Genomic DNA, 19,051 nt, shown 5'->3' with positions numbered 1-19,051 from the left:
GCCGGCCGCGGATGAGCGGGTATTTCACCCGGTGGGGGCTGTACAGATACCAGGAATAGCTCGCGCCGCGCTGGCAACCCCGCGGTTCATGATCGGGCAGATCGGCGCGGGTGCGCGGGTAGTCGGTCGCCTGCATTTCAAACGCCACGAGCCCGTTCTTGACGTGGATGTTCCAGGAGCAGCCGCCGGTGCAGTTGACCCCGTGGGTCGAGCGCACCACCTTGTCGAAGCGCCAGCGGTTGCGGTAGACATCCTCCCACTGGCGGTCCTCGCTCGTGGTGATGCCGTGGCCGTTCGAAAACTTGCCTTCGATGCGCTTGAAGAAGCGCAATCGGTCGAGGAAATGGCTCATGAGTGGTTTCCTAAGATGCTGTTGACCCGACGTCCGGGAGGTCGATCCTTCCTGTGCTCACAATGACCGCCGGTCCCCCGACGCGCACCGTCAGCTCGTCGGTCTTTTTCTTGTCCATTTCGACCCGTAGGATGCTCTGCCTGGTTGTGGCCTCGCCGCGATCCAGCGAATAGGTATAGGTGCCGGGCTTGACCTGCGGCTGGGCGCAGAGGTAATGCGCGAAGGCCGGCAAGGCGGAGCCGATGGGCGGGTCCTCGTTCATGCCGATGTGAGGTCCTACGAGACGGGCATGGAAGTCCGAGGCGCCCATCCGGCTCTGCGTCGAGAACAGCAGGATCTCGCGGATGAGGGAGGCCGGCGCTGAAGACCGGCCCCAAGCGTTGAAGGCGAAGCGCGCCTTGCGCACCGTGGCGTAGGACCGGAGCGGCACGATCAGGTACGCGAACCCGCAAGACACCGCCAAGGGCTGAAACTTGAGCTTCTCGATCTCGGAGCTGTCGAGCGAGAGGATGTCGGCGAGCTCCTCGTGGGTTGGGACGAAGCGGTCGATCTGCGCCCGGGTCCGCATTGTGAACTGGGTGAAGACCGGCCTGCCGCCCTCTTCCGTGACGAAGACATCGATTGGCCCGAGCTTCTGCTCCAGCACGATGTGGGTGTGGTGCTGCGTGAGCGCGACCTTGCCGGTCGCGGCCAGCACATGGGCCGTGGCGATGGTCGAGTGACCCCCGAAATCGAGCTCGGCGCTCGGGGAGAAGATGCGCACCCGCCAGTGGCCGGTGCGCTCCTGTGGTGGAAGGGCGAACACCGTCTGCGGCACGTTCAGCTCGCGCGCGATGAGCCCCATCAGTCTGGCATCGAGCCCGCGGGCGTCCGGGAACACGGCCACCTGCGCGCCATGAAAGATGCGGTCCGTGAAGACATCGGCGGTGTAGTAATCGAGATACATGGCCGCGCGCGGATTCGGGGCTCGGTCCCGGAGTGATGATAGGGCAGGTAATGATTCGGTGGTCGATGATCCGGTCACGAGACGGCGATCTGCACCCGTCCACCGACCACCCGGACGCCATAGACCGGCACGCGGACGTCCTTCTGCTCCAGGCACTGGCCGGTCTTGAGGCTGAAGTGCTGCTTGTAGAGCGGCGAGGCCACGCACAGCTCCCCGCCGATGTCGCCCACGATCCCGCGCGACAGCACGTTGGCTCGGCCGATCGGGTCGTAGTTGTCGATGGCATGGAGTTGTTGCCCCTCGCCCACGCGAAAGATCGCGACTTGCCTGCCGCGCACCAGCGCACAGGCCCCGTACCACGGGAGGAGGTCATCGAACGCGCAGACCTCGACCCATTTATCAACATCACCGTGGGCCGTTTCCTCTTCCTCTACCACCCGAACGGCGCTTGGCCCGGCCGTCACGAATCCTGGTGGTTCATGCCGATTCGGCGAGCCTGGCCCGATCCTCGCGCGTCGCGGGCCGGTGCTGCCCGCGCTCCTCCACGAAGAGGACGTTGTTGTCTCGCTCATCGCTGTTGACGAAGTGGCGGAACCGCTTCTGTTTCTCGGGGTCCTCGATCGTCTTCTTCCACTCGCACTCGTAGGTGTCGATGAAGTGTGCCATCTCGCGCTCCAGCTCCTCGCAGATCCCGAGCTTGTCGTGGATGACCACGTCCTTGAGATACTCGAGCCCGCCTTCCAGGTTCTCCAGCCATGGCGCGGTGCGCTGCAGCCGGTCCGCGGTGCGGATGTAGAACATGAAGAAGCGGTCTATGTACCGGATCAGGGTCTCCTGGTCGAGATCGGTCGCGAACAGATCGGCGTGGCGGGGCTTCATGCCGCCGTTGCCGCAGACATACAGGGCCCAGCCGCGCTCGGTGGCGATGACACCCACGTCCTTGCCCTGGGCCTCGGCGCACTCGCGGGTGCAGCCCGACACCGCCATCTTGATCTTGTGCGGCGCGCGCAGCCCCTTGTAGCGGTGCTCCAAGAGGACGGCGAGCCCCACGCTGTCCTGCACCCCGTACCGGCACCAGGTGCTGCCCACGCAAGACTTGACGGTGCGCAGGGCCTTGCCGTAGGCATGGCCGGACTCGAAGCCGGCATCCACCACCTCGCGCCAGATCTTCGGGAGCTGATCGACTCTAGCCCCGAACATATCGATGCGCTGCGCGCCCGTGATCTTGGTATAGAGCCCGTGCTTCTTGGCGATGGTGCCCAGCGCCACGAGCCGCTCCGGGGTGATCTCCCCGCCCGGCACCCGCGGGATCACGGAATAGGTGCCGTCCTTCTGCATGTTGGCGAGGTAGTGGTCGTTGGTGTCCTGGAGCCCGGCGTGCTCCTTCTTCAGGACGTACTCGTTCCAGCAGGCGGCCAGGATCGAGGCCACGGCCGGCTTGCAGATGTCGCAGCCGAGCCCCCGGCCGTGCTTGGCGATGATGTCCTCGAAGGTCTTGTGGCGCTCGACTCTCACGATGTGGTAGAGCTCCTGGCGGGTGTAGGGGAAGTGCTCGCACACGCCCTTGCGCACCGCTACCCCCAGGCGCAGCAGCTCCTTGTTGAGGATCTGGGTCGCGAGCGGTGCGCAGCCGCCGCAGGTCGTGGAGCACTTGGTGGCTTGCTTGAGCGCCCCGAGGCTGTGGGCACCGTCGGCGATGGCGGCGCAGATCCGGCCCTTGCTGACGTTGTTGCAGGAGCAGATCTGGGCGGCATCGGGCAGCGCATCGACACCGAGCCCGGTGGTGTTCTTAGCGTCGCGCTGGGGCAGGATCAATTCATCGGGGTAGGGGGGCAGCTCAATGCCGTTGAGACAAAACTGCAACAGCTCGCCGTAGGCCTCGGCATCGCCCACCAGCACCCCGCCCAAGAGACGCCGGCCGTTCTCGCTCACCACAAGCTTCTTGTAGACGCGGTTGGGCTCGTCGATGTAGGTGTAGGCACGCGCCCCGACGGCGCGGCCGTGGGCGTCGCCGATGCTCGCGACATCGACGCCGAGGAGCTTCAACTTGGTGCTCATGTCGGCGCCGGTGAAGCGCTGCTCGCCGCCGGTGAGCTGGGAGGCCGCGACCTCCGCCATCTGATATCCGGGGGCGACCAGCCCGAAGACCTGGTGGTTCCATACCGCACACTCGCCGATCGCGTAGATGTCGGGGTCCGAGGTGCGGCAACGGTCATCGACCCAGATCCCGCCGCGGCTGCCCATCTCCAGGCTGGCCTCACGCGCCAGCTCGTCGCGCGGCCGGATCCCGGCCGAGAACACGATGAGATCGGTCTCCAAGAGGTCGCCATCGGCGAAGCTCATGCGGTGGGCATGGACATCGCCGTCCACGATCGCCGTGGTGTTCTTCGAGACATGGACGACGACGCCCAGGTCCTGGATCTTGTGGCGCAGGATGGCGCCGCCGCCGTCGTCCACCTGTACGGTCATGAGCCTCGGGGCGAACTCGACCACATGGGTCTCGAGCCCCAGGTTCTTGAGCGCGTTGGCGGCCTCGAGACCCAGGAGCCCGCCGCCGACCACGGTTCCGACCTTTTTCCCGCGCGCCGCCTCGGTGATGGCCTCCAGGTCCTCGATGGTCCGGTACACGAAGCAGCCTGGACGCTCGCGGCCGGGGACGGGCGGCACGAAGGGGTAGGAGCCCGTGGCCAGCACCAGGCGGTCATAGGGGAGCTCTCGGCCCTGTTCCGAACGCACCCGCTTGGCGGCCCGGTCGATGGCCACGGCCTTGTCGCCGAGGTGTACCGTGACCTCATGGCGCTCATAGAAGCCGGGCTCGACCAGCGACAGGTCGTCGGCCGTTTTGCCGGAGAAGAACTCCGAGAGGTGCACCCGGTCGTAGGCCAGCCGGGGTTCTTCACAGAACGTCACGATCTCGAACCCTGAGGCTAGGTCCGATCCCATCAGGCACTCGATGAGCTTGTGCCCCACCATGCCGTTTCCGACCACCACAAGACGTGTGCGCATCGCCGTTCCTCCACCGAGGACGCCAGTGGTACGACACCCTGGCTAAGCTTAAAGCCCATAACAGGATGCATTCCAATCCGCTCTATCGACTCAAGTGATTGAAAGGGAATAAGGAATCGTCTTCTACCCCGGGAAAGCGCGCGGACTCCACGCCCCTTTTCCGGGCCGCGCCGCCGGAGGCGCACCGATCTTGGGCATGGCGGGTCCGGCGCTTCGCGCGCCGGCGGCCCTTTCGCGACCAACACTGTGGTACGCGGTTCACAGAAATGGAATCGGCTGCGCCGCGGCTGCGCCGGACTTGGACGGCGAGGACGCCGAGGATTGTCGCCGGCGCCTGTCGTGGTCACAATAGCCCGGGTCGGAGCCGCCGGTGGCCAGGCGGTCCACGCCCTGAACCGCCGCCGACAACGCTGACAAGAACAGAAAAGGGTGCAACTCCAAACCATCATCGAATACCTGGGACGCCAGAAGGGCATCGACGTGCGCATCAACGGCGATCGCCCCCATGACATCCAGGTCCATGACCCGGGGTTTTACCGGCGCCTGTTGCGGAGTTACAGCCTCGGCATGGGTGAGGGCTACATGGACGGGATGTGGAGCACCGGGGACCTGGAGGCTCTGCTGCGGCGCTGCCTGCAACCCTTCGAGCGGTCCGGGAACCCGAGCCTCCTGACCGCCGTCCAGCATGTGTTTTTCAATAGGCAGACTCTGTTAAGGAGCACGCAGGCGGCCGAGCACCATTACGACATCGGCAACGATCTCTACGAGGCCATGCTCGATCCGTACATGCAGTACAGCTGCGCTTACTGGAAGGACATCGAGACCCTGGAGGAGGCCCAGCGCGCCAAGATGGCGCTCATCTGCCGCAAGCTCCGATTGCAGCCCGGACTCTCCGTCCTCGACATCGGGTGTGGTTTCGGGGGCCTCATGAAATACATGCGCGATGAGCATGGCGTCCGCGTCACGGGCCTCACGCTCTCGAAAGAACAGCAGCGGTTTGCGGGCCAGAGGTTCGGTCTCGACTCCGTGCTCTGGTGCGATTACCGCAACCTCGATGCCCGCTATGAGCACTCCTTCGACCGCGTCGTGTCGGTCGGGATGCTGGAGCACGTGGGTTACAAGAACTATCCCGATTTCTTTCGCTCCGCTCGGCGCCTCTTGAGGGACGACGGCATCTTCGTCCTGCAGACGATCGGCGGCAACGTCTCGGTCACGCGACCCGACGACTGGGTGGATAGATACATCTTCCCGAACGGCATGACCCCATCGATCGCGCAGCTCGGCCGCGCCATGGAGGGTCTTTTCGTCATGGAGGACTGGCACAACTTCGGCCCCAGCTACGCGCGTACGCTGGACGCCTGGCACCACCGCTCGCAGGCGTTCTTCCGCGGCACGGACCGCTATCCGCCGCGCTTCCAGCGCATGTGGGAGCTGTACCTCGTGGGCTCCAAGGTGGCCTTCGATCTCCGCTCATCGCAGCTCTGGCAACTGGTGTTGAGCCCGCGCGGCGTGCCTGGGGGCTTACCCAGGGTCGATTAGGACCGGGAAGGGACGCCGGGCCGGCCCAGCTTAGATTCCATATTTGGGTTGGCTCACGAACAAGGCCGCGGTGGATGATGGATCCCGGCCCGCGCCGGGGTGATTCGATCACACGGGGATCAAACTGCTTGGTCCGGCCAATAATCAGGGTCTAGCGCTTGCTCGAGGGTCCAGGGACACTGGTCGGGAAAACGACGCTCGTCGAATCCTGTTTCGTTGGCGGCCAGCAGTTTGCTCTTTTCGTAGGCCGTGCTCACGATGTCATCGGCCTGTGCTTGCAGGCTCGGGTTATCGGCGAGCACACCGCTCGTGTCCAAACGCTGCACTTTGATGGTGTTCCTCCAGCTGGACGACTGCCGCCCCGATTGATTGGCCCATTTCAACAAATGCGCGAACAGGATGGCCAGGCGGCTGACCAACTCGCGCCGCTCACTCCTCCCCATAGTCTCCAACTCCTCCGCGACGTGCTCGATATCGATCTCCGATAAGCGACCGTCCCGCAGCAGTGCGGCGTTTCCCAGCGCCCACGCATAGAAATCCTCGTCATGAAGGTTCGGATGGATGACCATGACGGACTACCTTACCACCGCATATTACGCATATCTACCCGATCACTCTGGCCACTGTGCGTCCTGGCATCGCTCGCACGCACCTCGGTGTAGGATCGGAGAGCGGGATTGGCGGAGTTGTCGGGGCGACAGGCGGCGCGGGACTCCCGCTCGTGTTAGCGTTTGTGCCGGTCGCGCTCGGCGAGATAACACTCGACCTTGGCCTGGTTGAACGACTTGATCTTGGTGTCGGCCTCGCCGTGATCGACGGTATCCGGCGGCCGTTGCGCCGCCAGATTCCGGCGGTGGTCCGTCCACAGCGACCACAGACGGATGAATGCCAACACCGCGGCCCCCACGCCGGCGTAATGATGAAGCGCCATGACGTCCAAGAGCATGTCGGGCAGCGGCACGGCCGTGAGCGATGCCCCGGATGCGTAAAGGATATAGCTGCGGTACAGAAACACACAGAGGACGAGCACGAGCGCCCCGCAGAGTGCCCCGCGCACGACAGCAAAAACGAGCTTCATGTCGTCGGCGTCGGGTATTCTTTTGATTTATTTATATTATTTCTTCGCGCGCGTTCAGCGGGCTCGCCGTAAGTCTTCCAGCAAGCGCGAGCGCTCGTTGAGCCGGGTCACCGTTGACCCCAGGCGATCTTTGAGCTCGGTGAAGCCGCGCGGCGAGTAGACCGACAAGAGATCGGCGGCGATACCCGAAGCGCTGTTCGAAGGCCTCGCCGCGGGTCCATGCCCCGCGCTGTCCACCTCTGGCGTCTTCGCGCGTGAGGCGGAATACCTCGGCGCGCACCCCCTGCGGGGGTGGTTGGCTCTGCACCTGGACCTGACCATCGGCCCCGCGCCACCGGTAGAGCGCATGCGGGCGCGCGCTCGGGCCCTTGGCCTGCCCGGTGTACGTGCGTGGCCCGGGATCGACCGTCGTCACCGCGCCGAAAGTCTTCTCCGGGGTCCGTCCGACTTCAATGCGCGATGCCGCCAGGAGGAGGGCGGCTGCGAGACCAAGTGGGAGGGTGTACCGGAGCTTCATGAGACACTTGGCATGAGGCACTCGCGGTCGGCGGACAGCAAATCACGTACCCCGCTCCTGGACACGCCCTGCGGAACAAAGTGGGGCGGATGGGGGGTCTTGCCCCGCCGCAGCCGAGCCACTATGCTCGCGCAGCCAGGGATGGCATGTGATCCGGCCGGGCAATTGCTTCTCAAGTGCGGGGAGGGGAACAAATATGCCCGTTACGGTCGCAATCTAAGGCGGGCGACTTCAGCCTTCCGGCATCCAAGAGTCTACATCACCATGTACGAGTCGTTCTACAAACTCACTGGCAAGCCCTTCCGCTTGAACCCCGATCCGCGGATGTTCTTCAACAGCCACAGCCACAAGCGGGCCATGTCCTACCTCCTCTACGGGGTCAAGCAGGGCGAAGGCTTCATCGTGATCACCGGGGATGTCGGTACCGGGAAGACGATGCTGGTGGGCGCGCTCTCGTCCATGCTGGAACGCCAGGACGTGGCCATCGCCAACGTCGTGACGACCCAGCTCGAGGCCGAGGACCTCTTGCGGGTCGCGGCGGCCGAGTTCGGGCTGGACTACCAGTCGGAGTCCAAGGCCATCATCCTCAAGAACCTGGAATCGTATTTCAAAGAGTGCGCGCATCTCGGCAAACGCGCGCTGCTGCTCGTCGACGAGGCCCAGAACCTCCCCCCGCGCGCGGTGGAGGAGTTGCGCATGCTCTCCAACTTCCAGATGAACGGGCGCTCGCTGGTGCAGAGCTTCCTACTCGGTCAGAAGGAGTTTCGAGACGTGATGCGCTCCCAGGATTTCGTGCAGCTCCGGCAGCGCGTCATCGCCGCCTATCACCTGCGCCCCTTGGACACGGCGGAAACGCGCGCTTATATCGAGCACCGGTTACGGGTCGTGGGTTGGAGGAAGGACGACCCCCTGTTCGTGGACGAGGTCTTCCCCCTCATTAATCGCATCACCGAGGGGGTCCCGCGGCGCATCAACCTGTTCTGCGACCGGCTCCTCCTGTTCGCCTCCCTGGAGGACAAACGGGTCATAGACGCGGCCGTCGTGACCGCAGTGACCAACGACCTGGATCAGGAAGACCTGTTGATCTCCGATGAGGAGTCCGAGGCCAAGGATGGGCAGTCTGCGCCGGTCGCGGTCCTCCACCGTGGGGCGGCATCGGGCACCGCCGGGGGCAAGCGCCTGGACGCCATCGAAGACTCGCTGGAGTCGCTCGGCAACATCGTGCGGCGCGAGCTGGTGATGCTGCGCAAGGCGATAGTTGACACCAAGTTTGGCGATACCAAGAAGGCCCCCGATGACAGCACCACCGTCGGGATGACCCGCCAGAAGACCTGAGCGGCGTCGCACCGCCCGGCGCGACCGACTTCAGTGGCGTACCGGGATGCACCGCCCCGGATCCCGCTGCGCTACCTCCGGCGACAAGATTGGTAGAGGCGGGCTTCCAACCCGCCCCTACGGTGGCCAGCTCGTGATGCAACCGCAAGGTGTGCGACGTTGGACATCAGTCGCGAAGCCCCTTCTCGCCTTGACCGTAGGTGCGAAACCGACGCCGGACATCCTGCATCTCCTCGGCGGATAGGAGCACCGGCCTGCCGATCTGCAGCGCCAGACTGTAGATCTTCGCCAGGGACTCGACCTCCCTCGTCACCTCCAAGGCGTGGTCCAGATCAGCGCCTACCGCAATCACCCCGTGGTTGGCCATGAGACAGGCCCTGCGTCCCTCGAGGGCTCCAAGCACGTGGTCCGAGAGCAACTGTGTTCCGAAAGTGGCATAAGGCGCACAGGGGATCCCCGCGGAGCCGGCGCGGGCTACCATGTAGTGAAACGGCGGGATCCCGAGCCGGCAACACGCCAGCGCCGTGGCGTGGGGCGAATGCGTGTGGATGACCGCGCCGATCTCGGGTCGGCATCGGTAGATGTCCCGGTGGATGCGCCATTCGCTGGAAGGCCGCTGGGTCTGGGCTTGGGCCACGATCCCCTCGGCTCCGCACTCGACGATCTGTTCGGCGCCGAGTCCCTCGTAAGGCACGCCGGTCGGGGTGATGAAGAAACCCTCGCCCGAGCGCGCACTGCCCGAGCGCGCACTGCCCGAGCGTACACTAATATTGCCGGAGGTCCCCTCCGCGAGCCCAGAGCGGTGGAGCGCACGGGCGGCGGCGACCACTGCCTCACGAAGCCCGGTTGCTCCTGTCATGGCCTTGGGCAGTCAGTCAAGCTCAACATGGACAAACCACGCGGGTGCCGCGCCCGCCCGGGGCAGGCACGCTCAATGTAGAAACATGGCGTAGGCAGGATTGCCGGTCTCCTCGACGTGCACGAGGCCCAGGCGGTCGAGAAACGCCTGAAACGCCGCCGCGTGCGCCGCGGGTACCTGGATCCCCATCAGCACGCGCCCGTAGGCCGCGCCGTGGTTCCGATAGTGGAACAGGCTGATGTTCCAGCGATCGTCGAGCTGCGTCAGGAAATGCAGGAGCGCGCCCGGGCGCTCGGGGAACTCGAAGCGAAACAGCCGCTCATCGCAGAGCCGGGCGGCAGGGCCGCCCACCATGTAACGCACGTGCAGCTTGGCCATGTCGTTGTTGGAGAGGTCCGCGACCCGGTAGCCCTTGTCGCTGAGCGCGGCGATCAAGGCGTTCTTCTCCGCCACCCCGCCGCGCAACTGCACGCCGGTGAAGACGTGCGCCTCTTGGGCGTCGGCATAACGGTAGTTGAATTCGGTGATGGCGCGCGGCCCCAAGGCATGGCAAAAGGAGCGAAAGCTCCCCGGCCGCTCGGGGATGGTAACGCCCAAGAGGGCCTCGCGGTGCTCGCCAAGGGCGGCCAGTTCGGCGATATGCCGCAGCCGATCGAAGTTGACGTTGGCGCCGCTGAAGATCGCGACCAGGTCCTGGTTCGAGACGCGCTCCCGTGCCACGTACTGCTTGAGCCCGGCGAGCGCCAGGGCACCGGCCGGCTCGGCGATGGAACGGGTGTCCTCGAAGGTGTCCTTGACCGCCGAGCAGATCTCATCGACGCTGACCGCGAGGACCTCATCGACCCAGGCGCGGGCGATGCGAAACGGCTCCTCGCCCACCTGCCGCACCGCCGCGCCGTCGGCGAAGGTGCCGATGCGGTCCAGGACGATGCGCTCGCCCATCTCCAGCGCCCGCTTCATGCTCGGGGCCTCGTCGCACTCGACACCAATCACCCGGATGTCGGGGAGCAGGTGTTTCACGTAGGCCGCCACACCGGCGATGAGGCCGCCCCCGCCGACCGGTACGAAGATGATGTCGAGATCGCCCGCGCGCTGCTCCAGGATCTCCTTTCCGACCGTGCCCTGTCCGGCGATCACCAGCGGATGGTCGTAGGGGTGGACGAAGCACAGGCCGCGCTCTGCTTGCAGCCGGTGGGCATGCTCGCAGGCGTCGTCATAGGTGTTCCCGTGCAGGACGATCTCGGCGCCGAGTCTGCGCACCGCCGCGATCTTGATCTCGGGGGTGGTCTTCGGCATCACGATGAGCGCCGCGACGCCGAGGTGCTGGGCCGCGAGCGCCACCCCCTGGGCGTGGTTGCCGGCCGAGGCTGCCACCACCCCGCGCGCGCGCTCCGCGGGCGTCAAGTGGACCATGAGATTGTAGGCCCCGCGGAGTTTATAGGAGAATACCGGCTGTAGGTCCTCCCGCTTGATCCAGACCCGATTGCCGAGACGGCGCGACAGCTCCGGTGCCGGATCGAGCGGTGTTTTCCGGGCCACGTCGTACACCCGCGCGGTCAGGATCAATTTCACGTAGTGGCTCAACATCGCCCATAAGATAGCACCGACAGACCGGAGGCGAGCACCATGAACCAGAACGCAAACAAGCGGCGCGCCGCTGAGGCCGCGCTCGATCACATCGAAGACGGCAGCGTAATCGGGGTCGGTACGGGCAGCACCGTCGCGCTGTTCGTCGAGGCCCTGGCGCGTGTGAGGCAGCGCATCGAGGGTGCGGTTGCGAGCTCAGAGGCCACAGAAGCACTGCTCAGAGAGCACCGGATCCCCGTGGTCGATCTGAATAGCGCCGGCGATCTGTCCCTGTATATCGACGGTGCCGACGAGGCCACGCGTTTCCTGCACCTCATCAAGGGCGGCGGCGGGGCCTTGACCCGCGAGAAGGTCATCGCTGCCGCGAGCCGCCTGTTCGTCTGCATCATCGACCATTCCAAGCTCGTCGATGTCCTGGGACGCTTCCCCCTGCCGGTCGAGGTGATCCCCATGGCACGGAGCTTCGTGGCCCGACAGCTCGTCAAGCTGGGTGGACAGCCCGAGTGGCGTCAGGGCTTCGTCACCGACAACGGCAACGTGATCCTCGATGTCCATCATATGAAGATCCCGGACCCCGCGCGCCTGGAGGCCGAGATCGACCAGATCCCCGGGGTGGTGTGTAACGGGGTGTTCGCGCGCCGCCCGGCCGATCTCTTGCTCGTCGGCTCGGAACGCGGTGTCGAGACGATGCGTTGAGTCGCCGGTATGGCGCGGACCCTGATCATCCTCGGCGCCATCCTGCTCCTCTGCGGACTCCTGTGGCCGTGGATCCTGAAGCTCGGCCTCGGCCGCCTGCCGGGCGACATCGTCATCGAGCGCGGCGGCTTTCGATTCTATTTCCCGATCGTGACGGGCCTCCTCGTGAGTCTCGTCGTATCCGCAGTGCTGTGGCTGTTCCGGCGCTGAAACGACTGCTCGAACCGGATGGGCGCTGAGGGCATGGGCCGCCCGCTTCGGCTGCCGTACCTTGATCAAATCCTGGGCGCTCTGGCCCATTCGCCCGATCCGTCGGCTTCCCTGCTGCTGCGGGCGCTCGGCACCCGCCACGTGCACTGGGGCTATTATCGAGACCCGGAAACGGCGGACGGTTCCCTGGAAGGGCTGGCGGCGGCCCAGGAGGCGCTGTCCGAGCGGCTCCTCTGCCTTGCGGGTGTCGGGAACGGTCAGCACATCCTGGAGGTCGGTTGCGGGCTGGGCGGCACCCTGGCGCTGCTCGATGAACGCCACACGGACCTCACCCTGCATGGCCTCAACATCGACCCGCGCCAGCTCAGAGAGGCGCGGCGCGTGCTCACCCCGCGGCAAGGCAATCGCGTCTGCCTCATGGTCGCCGATGCCTGCGAGCTGCCCTATCGCGACGGCATTTTCCACGTGGTGCTGGCCGTCGAGTGCATCTTTCACTTCGCGAGTCGCCTGGAGTTTTTCCGTGAGGCGCGACGGGTGTTGGCCCCGGGCGGGAGGCTCTGCCTTTCGGATTTCGTCCCGCTTGTGTTCGCGGCCCCCTGGCTAGGCCCCTGGCTCCTGTGGTATGCGCGGGACATCTCTTGCTTCTACGGGTGGATAAACTATTTCTCGCCCTCCACGGTGTCCGGTTACCGGATGCTGGCCCGCCTGACCGGGTTTCGTCTCACCGTGAACGACGACATCACTCGGAACACCCTGCCCACCTATCCGGCCCTCTTGCGCGTGTTCCGCGAGATCGACCACCCGATCGCGGTGCGCGCCACCGAGTTCGTGGCCAGGGTCAGCCAAGCCGGGCTGATCCGCTATCGGGACCTCGTCTTCGAGGCGGTCTAGGCTAAAACCAGAATCGAACCCCGGCCACGAAGGCCGGAACGTCGAAGTCCTCGCCGCGCCGGCGCGCCAGATCGGCGGTCCGGCCGACCTTCCTTTCCCACACGAAGCCCACGTAGGGTGCAAGCTCACGCACGATCTCATAGCGGAGCCTTAACCCCAGCTCGACTTCGCTAAGTCCGGGTCCGATGCCGACCTCCTCGACCTCCTGAAGGGCGAAATCGAGCTCCAACGCCGGTTGCAGGATCAAGCGCTGCGTGATGAGGATCTGGTATTCGACTTCGATGCGCGCCGATACGTAGCCATCCTCGCTGATGAAGGCATCGGCGTCCACCTCGTAGAGGAACGGCGCGAGCCCATGGGCCGCAAACACGGCAAAGCCTCGCGCCGGCTCGGGCTCGAGGTCATAGCGCACGCCCACGGCCAGCTCCCAGAAGGCCGTGAAGAGGCGGCTGTAGCGGAGCTGCAACTCCGCGTTTTCCACGGGACCGTCGAGGAGATCATCTCCTTGAGTCTTGAACCACAAGCGGTCGTAGTCTCCGCCGATCCAGCCTCGGACGTCCCAGCTATATGTTTCCGAACCCTCGTGCGCGACGCGGAGCTCCGATTGTTCGGCCTGGACGTAGGCCAAGACCCGATCGGCGTGCGGCGGCGCGGACGGTTCGGCCGCCGCGAGGTGGGTGACTTCGAGCCACAGCAGTGCCGTCCAGAATGCTCGCATCACTGGTTTGTCACCTTCACCGCCGTGCGTTCAGGTGCGCTCCTCCTCGGGCTCGCATCCTGGGTCACGATGACCCGCCGAAACATGCCGGCCTCCATGTGATAGAGCAAATGACAATGGAAGGCCCATTCGCCGAGCGCATCGGCCGTCACCTCGAAGGCCAGGCGCTCGGCGGGCTTGATGTTGATCACATGCTTGCGGGGTTTGTAGGCGCCCGCCCCGTTGTCCAGCTCGCTCCACATCCCATGGAGATGCAGGGGATGATTCATCATGGTATCGTTCACGAACACGAACCGTACCCGTTCCCCGTATCGGAGCCGGATCGGATCGGCCTCGGAATGCTTCTTTCCATCGAATCCCCAGATGAAGCGCTGCATGTTGCCGGTCAGGTGCAATTCGATCTGGCGGCCGGGCGCGCGCCGGTCGTAACCGGGTTTGGTACTCCGCAGATCGGTATAGACCAGGACGCGCCGGTCGGTCCGTTCGAGGCCGACGCCCGGCTCATTGAGCCGATCCATCGGCATCATCGCGACCATATCGGTGCCTCGGCCGTGCTCGTCCGGGCCGTGCCGCGAAACGCTCGCATCGTCGGATGCACGCGCGTCCATCCCGTCATGCGCCGTGCCGTGCATGTCGTTCGGGTGTGAGGCATGGTCCATGGCGGCCATGGCGTGTGAGGCGTTCAGTGGGTCATGGGCCATGCCCATATCGGCCATGGTGAGCGCCGACGGCGACCGCAACGCCGGGATGGGCGCCGACCGGCCCGCCTGTGACGCCAGTGTGCCGCGCGCGTAGCCGCTGCGATCCATCGCCTCGGCAAAGATCGTGTAAGCCCGGTCACCCACCGGCTCGACCAGGACGTCGTAGGTCTCGGCCACCGCGATGCGCAACTCATCGACCGTTACCGGTTGTATGTCCTGGCCGTCGGCCTGCACGACGGTCATTGTGAGCCCCGGGATGCGGACATCGAAATAGGTCATGGCCGAGCCGTTGATAAACCGGAGCCGTATGCGTTCTCCGCGCCGGTAGAGCGCGGTCCAGTTGGCGACAGGCGGCTTCCCGTTCACGAGAAACGTGTAGGTGTACCCGGTGACATCGGCGATGTCCGTCGGGTCCATGCGCATGCGGTCCCAGGCCAGCCGGTCCGATATCGCCGCCCCAAGCCCCTGGTCGGAGGCGTCCAGAAAAAAATGGAACGCCGTGCGTTTGTTGAAGTTGTAATAACCGCTCTGCTTTTTCAGCCTGGCATAGACCCGAGCGGGCTCTTCGTCGGTCCAATCCGAGAGCATCACCACATGATCACGATCATAGCGATAGGCCTCGGCTTGTGCGGGCGCGATGATGATCGGTGCATACATGCCCGCTTGCTCTTGCAGATCCGAATGGCTGTGATACCAATAGGTGCCGCTCTGCCGGACCGGGAAGCGATATGTGAAGCTCTTGCCGGGCGCGATGCCCGGAAAGCCCAGTCCGGGTACGCCGTCCATGGCCGCGGGCAGGATTATCCCGTGCCAGTGGAGGGAGGTAGGGACGGCCAGGCGATTATGCACGCGGATCGTGACGTCCTCGCCCTCGCGCCACCTCAACACCGGTCCCGGCACGGAGCCGTTGATCTGTGGGACCAGCTTTTCCCGGCCCGTCACGTTCATCGGCTTTTCCTCGATAACCAGCTCGTATTCGCCGGCGAGCGCAGCCCCGCTTGGGTCCGATGCCGCCAGGATCCCGAGCAGGGCGACCATGCACCGTACGCGTGATGGATTCATCATGGCACCCTATCCGCTCGCAACGAGGTGAGTCTTAATCTCAAGTGTTTCCGATCGGTCCGGTCAACGGCCAGCGTTACCCCGAGATTCCCCTGTGCAGGGTCTCGTCGACAGCGATGCGCCCACGGCCGAAATGGCCATCGGCAGGCGACGGGCGACTTCGCCTCGCCAAGGCCTGGCGCGCACGTTGAGCGTGCTCCCAGCATCCTCTGCCGCAAAAATGACGCGGCTCTTCGGTTCATCTCGACTGGCTGTCAGGGTTTAATGACACAGACGCTATTTAATACTGCAATCGAAACGGTGGCGTAGCGGCCTAGGACTGCGTGCGTTGTGTGGCCGCGAAGCGAGGCGCTCACATCGACGCCGCGCCGTGCTCCGGCCTTGCCGCTCGGTCGTCCTCGATGGCAGAGGACTTACCTTGGGGGACACGTTGGTCGCTTCCGTCAAGGAAGGCGGCAGAACACCGTGAGCGATATTACCATGACCGATCCCCAGCGTTTCTCCCAAACCCATTCGGAGTTATTCGGGCTCTTCAAAGCAGAGCTGGCGCGGTCCGGGGCGATGACCGGCCTTGTGGCCTCGGACCGGGCGCTCTGGCCGAGCTTCGCCACGTTTTACCGCGGCCTCGCCCGCTTGCCCCGCAGGGCGCGGCGCGCGCTGCAAAAGCGATGGCGGCGTTCGCTAGCCGGTATCGCGCTGCTCTGCGCCCTCGGCTACATGCCGGCGGCGCCGGCCGCCCAGATCGACGTGGGTGTCGGAGGCTGCACGCTCGTCGATGCCATCACCGCAGCCAACGCTGACCAAGTGGCCGGCGGCTGCCCGGCCGGCAGCGGGGCGGACACGATCAGCCTGCTGCCGGGGAGCATCCAAACGCTGACGAGCGAGAACAACTACAGCGGTGGGTACAACGGTGTCCCGGTCATCACTTCGGCAATTGTGATCCAGGGCAACGGCAGCACCATTCGGCGCGCCAGCAGCGCCCCGCAGTTTCGCATCGTCGCGGTGGACCCCAACGGCGACCTGACTCTTACGGGATACCACGCTGAGCGGCGGGGCGGCGGCTGGAGACGGTGCCAGGCCTGGCGGCGGCGTTTTCAACGAGGGTGCCTTCACCCTAATCAACAGCACCGTGTCGGGCAATTCCGCGGGTACCTACGGTGGCGGCCTGTCCAGCACCGGCACGCTGACTTTGACGAACAGCACGGTCGCGGGCAATTTCGCAGACTCTTTCGGCGGCGGCGTGCTCAGCTTCGGCGCCCTGTCCCTCACCAACAGCACCATATCGGGAAATTCCGCGCGCTACGGTGACGGCGCGGGCATCGGTGGCGCAGCAACCCCAGCCAACAGCACCGTGTCGGGTAATTTCGCAGCCTTCTTCGGCGGCGGCGTGCTCAGCTTCGGCGCCCTGGCCCTCACCAACAGCACCGTATCAGGCAATTCCGCCGCTTTCGACGGCGGCGGCGTGCGCAACTTCGGCACCTTGACCCTCACCAACAGCACCGTATCGGGCAACTCGGCCGTTGACGGTGGTGGGCTATTCACCTCCAGCACCCTGACGCTGGACCAGTCGCTGGTATCGGGAAATTCGGCATCTTCGCAGGGCGTCCGGAGGTGTTCAACGCTTCGGATGACGGAGGTACGCCCGGGATCATCATCAGCAACGGTTTCAACCTTTTCGGGCACGACGGTCTGGCCGGTGTGGATGGCGTCGCGTCCGGCGCTCCGGGGGCGGGCGACATCGTGCCCGCCGTCCCGCTAAGCGCCATCCTGGACCCCGCGCTCGCCGACAACGGCGGCCCGACCAAGACCCACGCCCTGGTCTCCGGCAGCCCCGCCATCGACGCCATCCCGGCGGCCTCCTGTGTGACGACCGGCGACCAGCGCGGTATCACACGGTCCCAGGATGGTGACGAGGACACGGTCGCCGACGGCGACATCGGTGCCTTCGAGCGTCAGCTACCGCCCGCAGCACCGCCCCCACCGCCGCCGCCGTCGCCAACGTCCCCGCGGGCGGGACCGCCAATGTCCGGCTGCGGCTGACGAAGCGGGGCCGGCAGATCGTGCGGGCGGGCGAGCACAGAAGACTCAGGGGTGTGATGGAGATCCGCAACTCTGTCGGACCCGTCCAATCCGTACGGGTCCGGATCAGGCTCAGGCGATGACCGCGGCCAGCCCGCTCGCGGCCGAACGGCCCGGTGCGGACCTCGATCGCCACCCGGGGTGAGATCGAGGCAACAGCAAGGTCATCGGTGCCTATGACGAACGTGGGGAAGCGTTTGTCGAGCTGCTCGATCGCCTGCAAGCGGACAGCCCGGGCGTTAAGAAAAGCAATCTCAACGCCTGGCATTCCGCTGTCAATGTGCACCCCATGAAAGAAGAGTCCCATCCTCTAGAGCCCAATCTGAGTTATTCGCGCTCTTCAAAACGGAGCTGGCGCGGGCCGGTGCGATAAACGGTCCCGTGGGCGCGGCCCGGTCGCTGGGGCCGCGATGGGGTACAACGCATCGGTCGAGTACTCAGCGACGATCGTCACCAACGGTTTTCGCCTCTTCAAGCACGACGGTAGGCGCGGCGGTGGCTGACTTCGCCCCGGGCGCGACCGACCTCTTGCCGACGCTCCCCCTGAGCGCCATCCTCGACCTCACGCTGGCCGACAACGGTGGTCTCACCAGGACCCACTTGTTCCCGGAGTGGAATACATCACAGCATGGCTTCAATGAGGCCGCGGCGAATCGCCGCGGAAAACCGCCGGGCCTCATCACACCCTTCAGTGTAGGAGACTGCTTCAATGAGGCCGCGGCGAATCGCCGCGGAAAACGATCCCCATTGCTACCAGGTCATTCTCGACACACGCTTCAATGAGGCCGCGGCGAATCGCCGCGGAAAACGTCGATACAGGGTGGCACGCCGAACACTACAACACGCTTCAATGAGGCCGCGGCGAATCGCCGCGGAAAACGAGAACGACTGGCAGATGGTCCAGGAGATCGAACTAGCTTCAATGAGGCCGCGGCGAATCGCCGCGGAAAACGTCACTGATTAGACACAACGGGGTTTGTGTATCACGCTTCAATGAGGCCGCGGCGAATCGCCGCGGAAAACCTTTCGCCGGCCAGGTTCACGATGTTGATCGGCTGCGCTTCAATGAGGCCGCGGCGAATCGCCGCGGAAAACGTTTCGACCCCGGTTCAGCTTGGCCTCGTTCGCCCAGCTTCAATGAGGCCGCGGCGAATCGCCGCGGAAAACGGCGACGTACCAGGTGTTCGGTAGCGGTGCCCCATCGCTTCAATGAGGCCGCGGCGAATCGCCGCGGAAAACGTGTCTTCTGTACAGGTTGTCCCCGAAGAACCACCGCTTCAATGAGGCCGCGGCGAATCGCCGCGGAAAACCTGCTTCAAGCTGCTTTTCGGGACACCGACCGCCGCGCTTCAATGAGGCCGCGGCGAATCGCCGCGGAAAACCCATCCGGCGCAATCCCACCCTCCCTACAGTACCCCGCTTCAATGAGGCCGCGGCGAATCGCCGCGGAAAACGCCTAGAGGATACGGTAGCAC

General features: G+C 65.1%; 19 protein-coding genes and 1 CRISPR repeat array. Of the genes, 7 read left to right on the top strand and 12 right to left on the bottom strand.

Annotated elements, in window-relative coordinates:
- From M3461_17175 to nirB, 4 genes are all read right to left on the bottom strand, one after another.
- Positions 1 to 352, bottom strand: a 352-nt coding sequence (locus tag M3461_17175) for a hypothetical protein (GenBank protein MDQ3775958.1), incomplete at its 3' end; no start/stop codon positions are given.
- Positions 353 to 362: 10 nt separating this feature from the next.
- Positions 363 to 1,298 (bottom strand): PhzF family phenazine biosynthesis protein, encoded by a 936-nt coding sequence (locus tag M3461_17170; GenBank protein ID MDQ3775957.1) that lies wholly within the window; start codon positions 1,296 to 1,298, stop codon positions 363 to 365.
- Between the two features lie 74 nt (positions 1,299 to 1,372).
- Positions 1,373 to 1,762: a nitrite reductase small subunit NirD gene (gene nirD / locus M3461_17165; protein MDQ3775956.1), complete on the bottom strand. Its 390-nt coding sequence runs from the start codon at positions 1,760 to 1,762 to the stop codon at positions 1,373 to 1,375.
- 13 nt (positions 1,763 to 1,775) lie between these two features.
- A complete protein-coding gene (nirB, locus tag M3461_17160; protein ID MDQ3775955.1) occupies positions 1,776 to 4,304 on the bottom strand; it encodes a nitrite reductase large subunit NirB in 2,529 nt (842 codons plus the stop codon).
- 429 nt (positions 4,305 to 4,733) lie between these two features.
- Here nirB and cfa point away from each other — a divergent pair, with 429 nt between their 5' ends.
- On the top strand, positions 4,734 to 5,843 hold the full coding sequence (gene cfa / locus M3461_17155; GenBank protein ID MDQ3775954.1) for a cyclopropane fatty acyl phospholipid synthase: 1,110 nt from the start codon (positions 4,734 to 4,736) through the stop codon (positions 5,841 to 5,843).
- A 119-nt stretch (positions 5,844 to 5,962) separates the two neighbouring features.
- On the opposite strand, the gene M3461_17150 is transcribed toward cfa, so the two are convergent.
- The 3 genes from M3461_17150 to M3461_17140 form a co-directional block, all read right to left on the bottom strand.
- On the bottom strand, positions 5,963 to 6,412 hold the full coding sequence (locus M3461_17150; GenBank protein ID MDQ3775953.1) for a DUF29 domain-containing protein: 450 nt from the start codon (positions 6,410 to 6,412) through the stop codon (positions 5,963 to 5,965).
- Between the two features lie 155 nt (positions 6,413 to 6,567).
- Complete coding sequence (locus tag M3461_17145) at positions 6,568 to 6,921, bottom strand: hypothetical protein (GenBank protein ID MDQ3775952.1); 354 nt, start codon at positions 6,919 to 6,921, stop codon at positions 6,568 to 6,570.
- 31 nt (positions 6,922 to 6,952) lie between these two features.
- Positions 6,953 to 7,438, bottom strand: coding sequence for a DUF4124 domain-containing protein (locus M3461_17140; protein ID MDQ3775951.1), 486 nt, complete (start codon positions 7,436 to 7,438; stop codon positions 6,953 to 6,955).
- Positions 7,439 to 7,579: 141 nt separating this feature from the next.
- Between M3461_17140 and M3461_17135 the strand changes: the two genes are divergently transcribed.
- The gene (locus M3461_17135; protein ID MDQ3775950.1) at positions 7,580 to 8,773 is read left to right on the top strand and encodes an XrtA-associated ATPase; all 1,194 of its coding nucleotides are present in this window, start codon (positions 7,580 to 7,582) and stop codon (positions 8,771 to 8,773) included.
- 166 nt (positions 8,774 to 8,939) lie between these two features.
- On the opposite strand, the gene M3461_17130 is transcribed toward M3461_17135, so the two are convergent.
- Together M3461_17130 and ilvA are read right to left on the bottom strand one after the other, a co-directional pair.
- Positions 8,940 to 9,632, bottom strand: coding sequence for a class II aldolase/adducin family protein (locus M3461_17130; GenBank protein ID MDQ3775949.1), 693 nt, complete (start codon positions 9,630 to 9,632; stop codon positions 8,940 to 8,942).
- A gap of 72 nt (positions 9,633 to 9,704) precedes the next feature.
- Complete coding sequence (gene ilvA / locus M3461_17125; protein MDQ3775948.1) at positions 9,705 to 11,219, bottom strand: threonine ammonia-lyase, biosynthetic; 1,515 nt, start codon at positions 11,217 to 11,219, stop codon at positions 9,705 to 9,707.
- Between the two features lie 39 nt (positions 11,220 to 11,258).
- On the opposite strand from ilvA, the gene rpiA reads away from it, so the two are divergent.
- From rpiA to M3461_17110, 3 genes are read left to right on the top strand one after another with little or no spacing between them, the layout of a single operon-like run.
- Positions 11,259 to 11,915, top strand: coding sequence for a ribose-5-phosphate isomerase RpiA (gene rpiA, locus M3461_17120; GenBank protein MDQ3775947.1), 657 nt, complete (start codon positions 11,259 to 11,261; stop codon positions 11,913 to 11,915).
- 9 nt (positions 11,916 to 11,924) lie between these two features.
- Positions 11,925 to 12,125 carry a DUF2905 domain-containing protein gene (locus tag M3461_17115; protein ID MDQ3775946.1) on the top strand — a complete coding sequence of 67 codons (201 nt, stop codon included), beginning with the start codon at positions 11,925 to 11,927 and terminating at the stop codon, positions 12,123 to 12,125.
- Between the two features lie 33 nt (positions 12,126 to 12,158).
- Positions 12,159 to 13,016 (top strand): methyltransferase domain-containing protein, encoded by an 858-nt coding sequence (locus M3461_17110; GenBank protein MDQ3775945.1) that lies wholly within the window; start codon positions 12,159 to 12,161, stop codon positions 13,014 to 13,016.
- Between the two features lies 1 nt (position 13,017).
- Here M3461_17110 and M3461_17105 read toward each other — a convergent pair whose 3' ends face one another.
- The gene (locus tag M3461_17105) at positions 13,018 to 13,734 is read right to left on the bottom strand and encodes a copper resistance protein B (GenBank protein ID MDQ3775944.1); all 717 of its coding nucleotides are present in this window, start codon (positions 13,732 to 13,734) and stop codon (positions 13,018 to 13,020) included.
- Positions 13,734 to 15,500 (bottom strand): copper resistance system multicopper oxidase, encoded by a 1,767-nt coding sequence (locus M3461_17100; GenBank protein ID MDQ3775943.1) that lies wholly within the window; start codon positions 15,498 to 15,500, stop codon positions 13,734 to 13,736. The genes M3461_17105 and M3461_17100 overlap by 1 nt, the downstream gene beginning before the upstream one ends.
- 462 nt (positions 15,501 to 15,962) lie before the next feature.
- Here M3461_17100 and M3461_17095 point away from each other — a divergent pair, with 462 nt between their 5' ends.
- Positions 15,963 to 16,805 carry a hypothetical protein gene (locus M3461_17095; protein ID MDQ3775942.1) on the top strand — a complete coding sequence of 281 codons (843 nt, stop codon included), beginning with the start codon at positions 15,963 to 15,965 and terminating at the stop codon, positions 16,803 to 16,805.
- Here the strand turns inward: M3461_17095 and M3461_17090 are convergent.
- On the bottom strand, positions 16,797 to 17,180 hold the full coding sequence (locus M3461_17090; GenBank protein MDQ3775941.1) for a hypothetical protein: 384 nt from the start codon (positions 17,178 to 17,180) through the stop codon (positions 16,797 to 16,799). The two genes, M3461_17095 and M3461_17090, sit on opposite strands and share 9 nt — an antisense overlap.
- A gap of 57 nt (positions 17,181 to 17,237) precedes the next feature.
- Between M3461_17090 and M3461_17085 the strand changes: the two genes are divergently transcribed.
- Positions 17,238 to 17,537 (top strand): hypothetical protein, encoded by a 300-nt coding sequence (locus tag M3461_17085; GenBank protein MDQ3775940.1) that lies wholly within the window; start codon positions 17,238 to 17,240, stop codon positions 17,535 to 17,537.
- A gap of 670 nt (positions 17,538 to 18,207) precedes the next feature.
- A CRISPR array of direct repeats spans positions 18,208 to 19,030; the repeat unit is 36 nt; unit sequence GCTTCAATGAGGCCGCGGCGAATCGCCGCGGAAAAC.
- Positions 19,031 to 19,051 lie beyond the last annotated feature (21 nt).

The organism is Pseudomonadota bacterium (genome assembly GCA_030860485.1).
Taxonomy (GTDB): domain Bacteria; phylum Pseudomonadota; class Gammaproteobacteria; order JACCXJ01; family JACCXJ01; genus JACCXJ01.
Note: the sequence above shows the minus strand (reverse complement) of the source record. Positions and strands in the feature narration are given on the sequence as shown.

What these genes read in the sequence shown, in the direction of transcription:
- M3461_17170 (MDQ3775957.1), bottom strand. Translation starts at nt 1,298, where the DNA reads ATGTATCTCGATTACTACACCGCCGATGTCTTCACGGACCGCATCTTT.
- nirB (MDQ3775955.1), bottom strand. Translation starts at nt 4,304, where the DNA reads ATGCGCACACGTCTTGTGGTGGTCGGAAACGGCATGGTGGGGCACAAG.
- M3461_17150 (MDQ3775953.1), bottom strand. Translation starts at nt 6,412, where the DNA reads ATGGTCATCCATCCGAACCTTCATGACGAGGATTTCTATGCGTGGGCG.
- M3461_17145 (MDQ3775952.1), bottom strand. Translation starts at nt 6,921, where the DNA reads ATGAAGCTCGTTTTTGCTGTCGTGCGCGGGGCACTCTGCGGGGCGCTC.
- M3461_17140 (MDQ3775951.1), bottom strand. Translation starts at nt 7,438, where the DNA reads ATGAAGCTCCGGTACACCCTCCCACTTGGTCTCGCAGCCGCCCTCCTC.
- M3461_17135 (MDQ3775950.1), top strand. Translation starts at nt 7,580, where the DNA reads ATGGCATGTGATCCGGCCGGGCAATTGCTTCTCAAGTGCGGGGAGGGG.
- M3461_17130 (MDQ3775949.1), bottom strand. Translation starts at nt 9,632, where the DNA reads ATGACAGGAGCAACCGGGCTTCGTGAGGCAGTGGTCGCCGCCGCCCGT.
- ilvA (MDQ3775948.1), bottom strand. Translation starts at nt 11,219, where the DNA reads ATGTTGAGCCACTACGTGAAATTGATCCTGACCGCGCGGGTGTACGAC.
- rpiA (MDQ3775947.1), top strand. Translation starts at nt 11,259, where the DNA reads ATGAACCAGAACGCAAACAAGCGGCGCGCCGCTGAGGCCGCGCTCGAT.
- M3461_17115 (MDQ3775946.1), top strand. Translation starts at nt 11,925, where the DNA reads ATGGCGCGGACCCTGATCATCCTCGGCGCCATCCTGCTCCTCTGCGGA.
- M3461_17110 (MDQ3775945.1), top strand. Translation starts at nt 12,159, where the DNA reads ATGGGCCGCCCGCTTCGGCTGCCGTACCTTGATCAAATCCTGGGCGCT.
- M3461_17105 (MDQ3775944.1), bottom strand. Translation starts at nt 13,734, where the DNA reads ATGCGAGCATTCTGGACGGCACTGCTGTGGCTCGAAGTCACCCACCTC.
- M3461_17100 (MDQ3775943.1), bottom strand. Translation starts at nt 15,500, where the DNA reads ATGATGAATCCATCACGCGTACGGTGCATGGTCGCCCTGCTCGGGATC.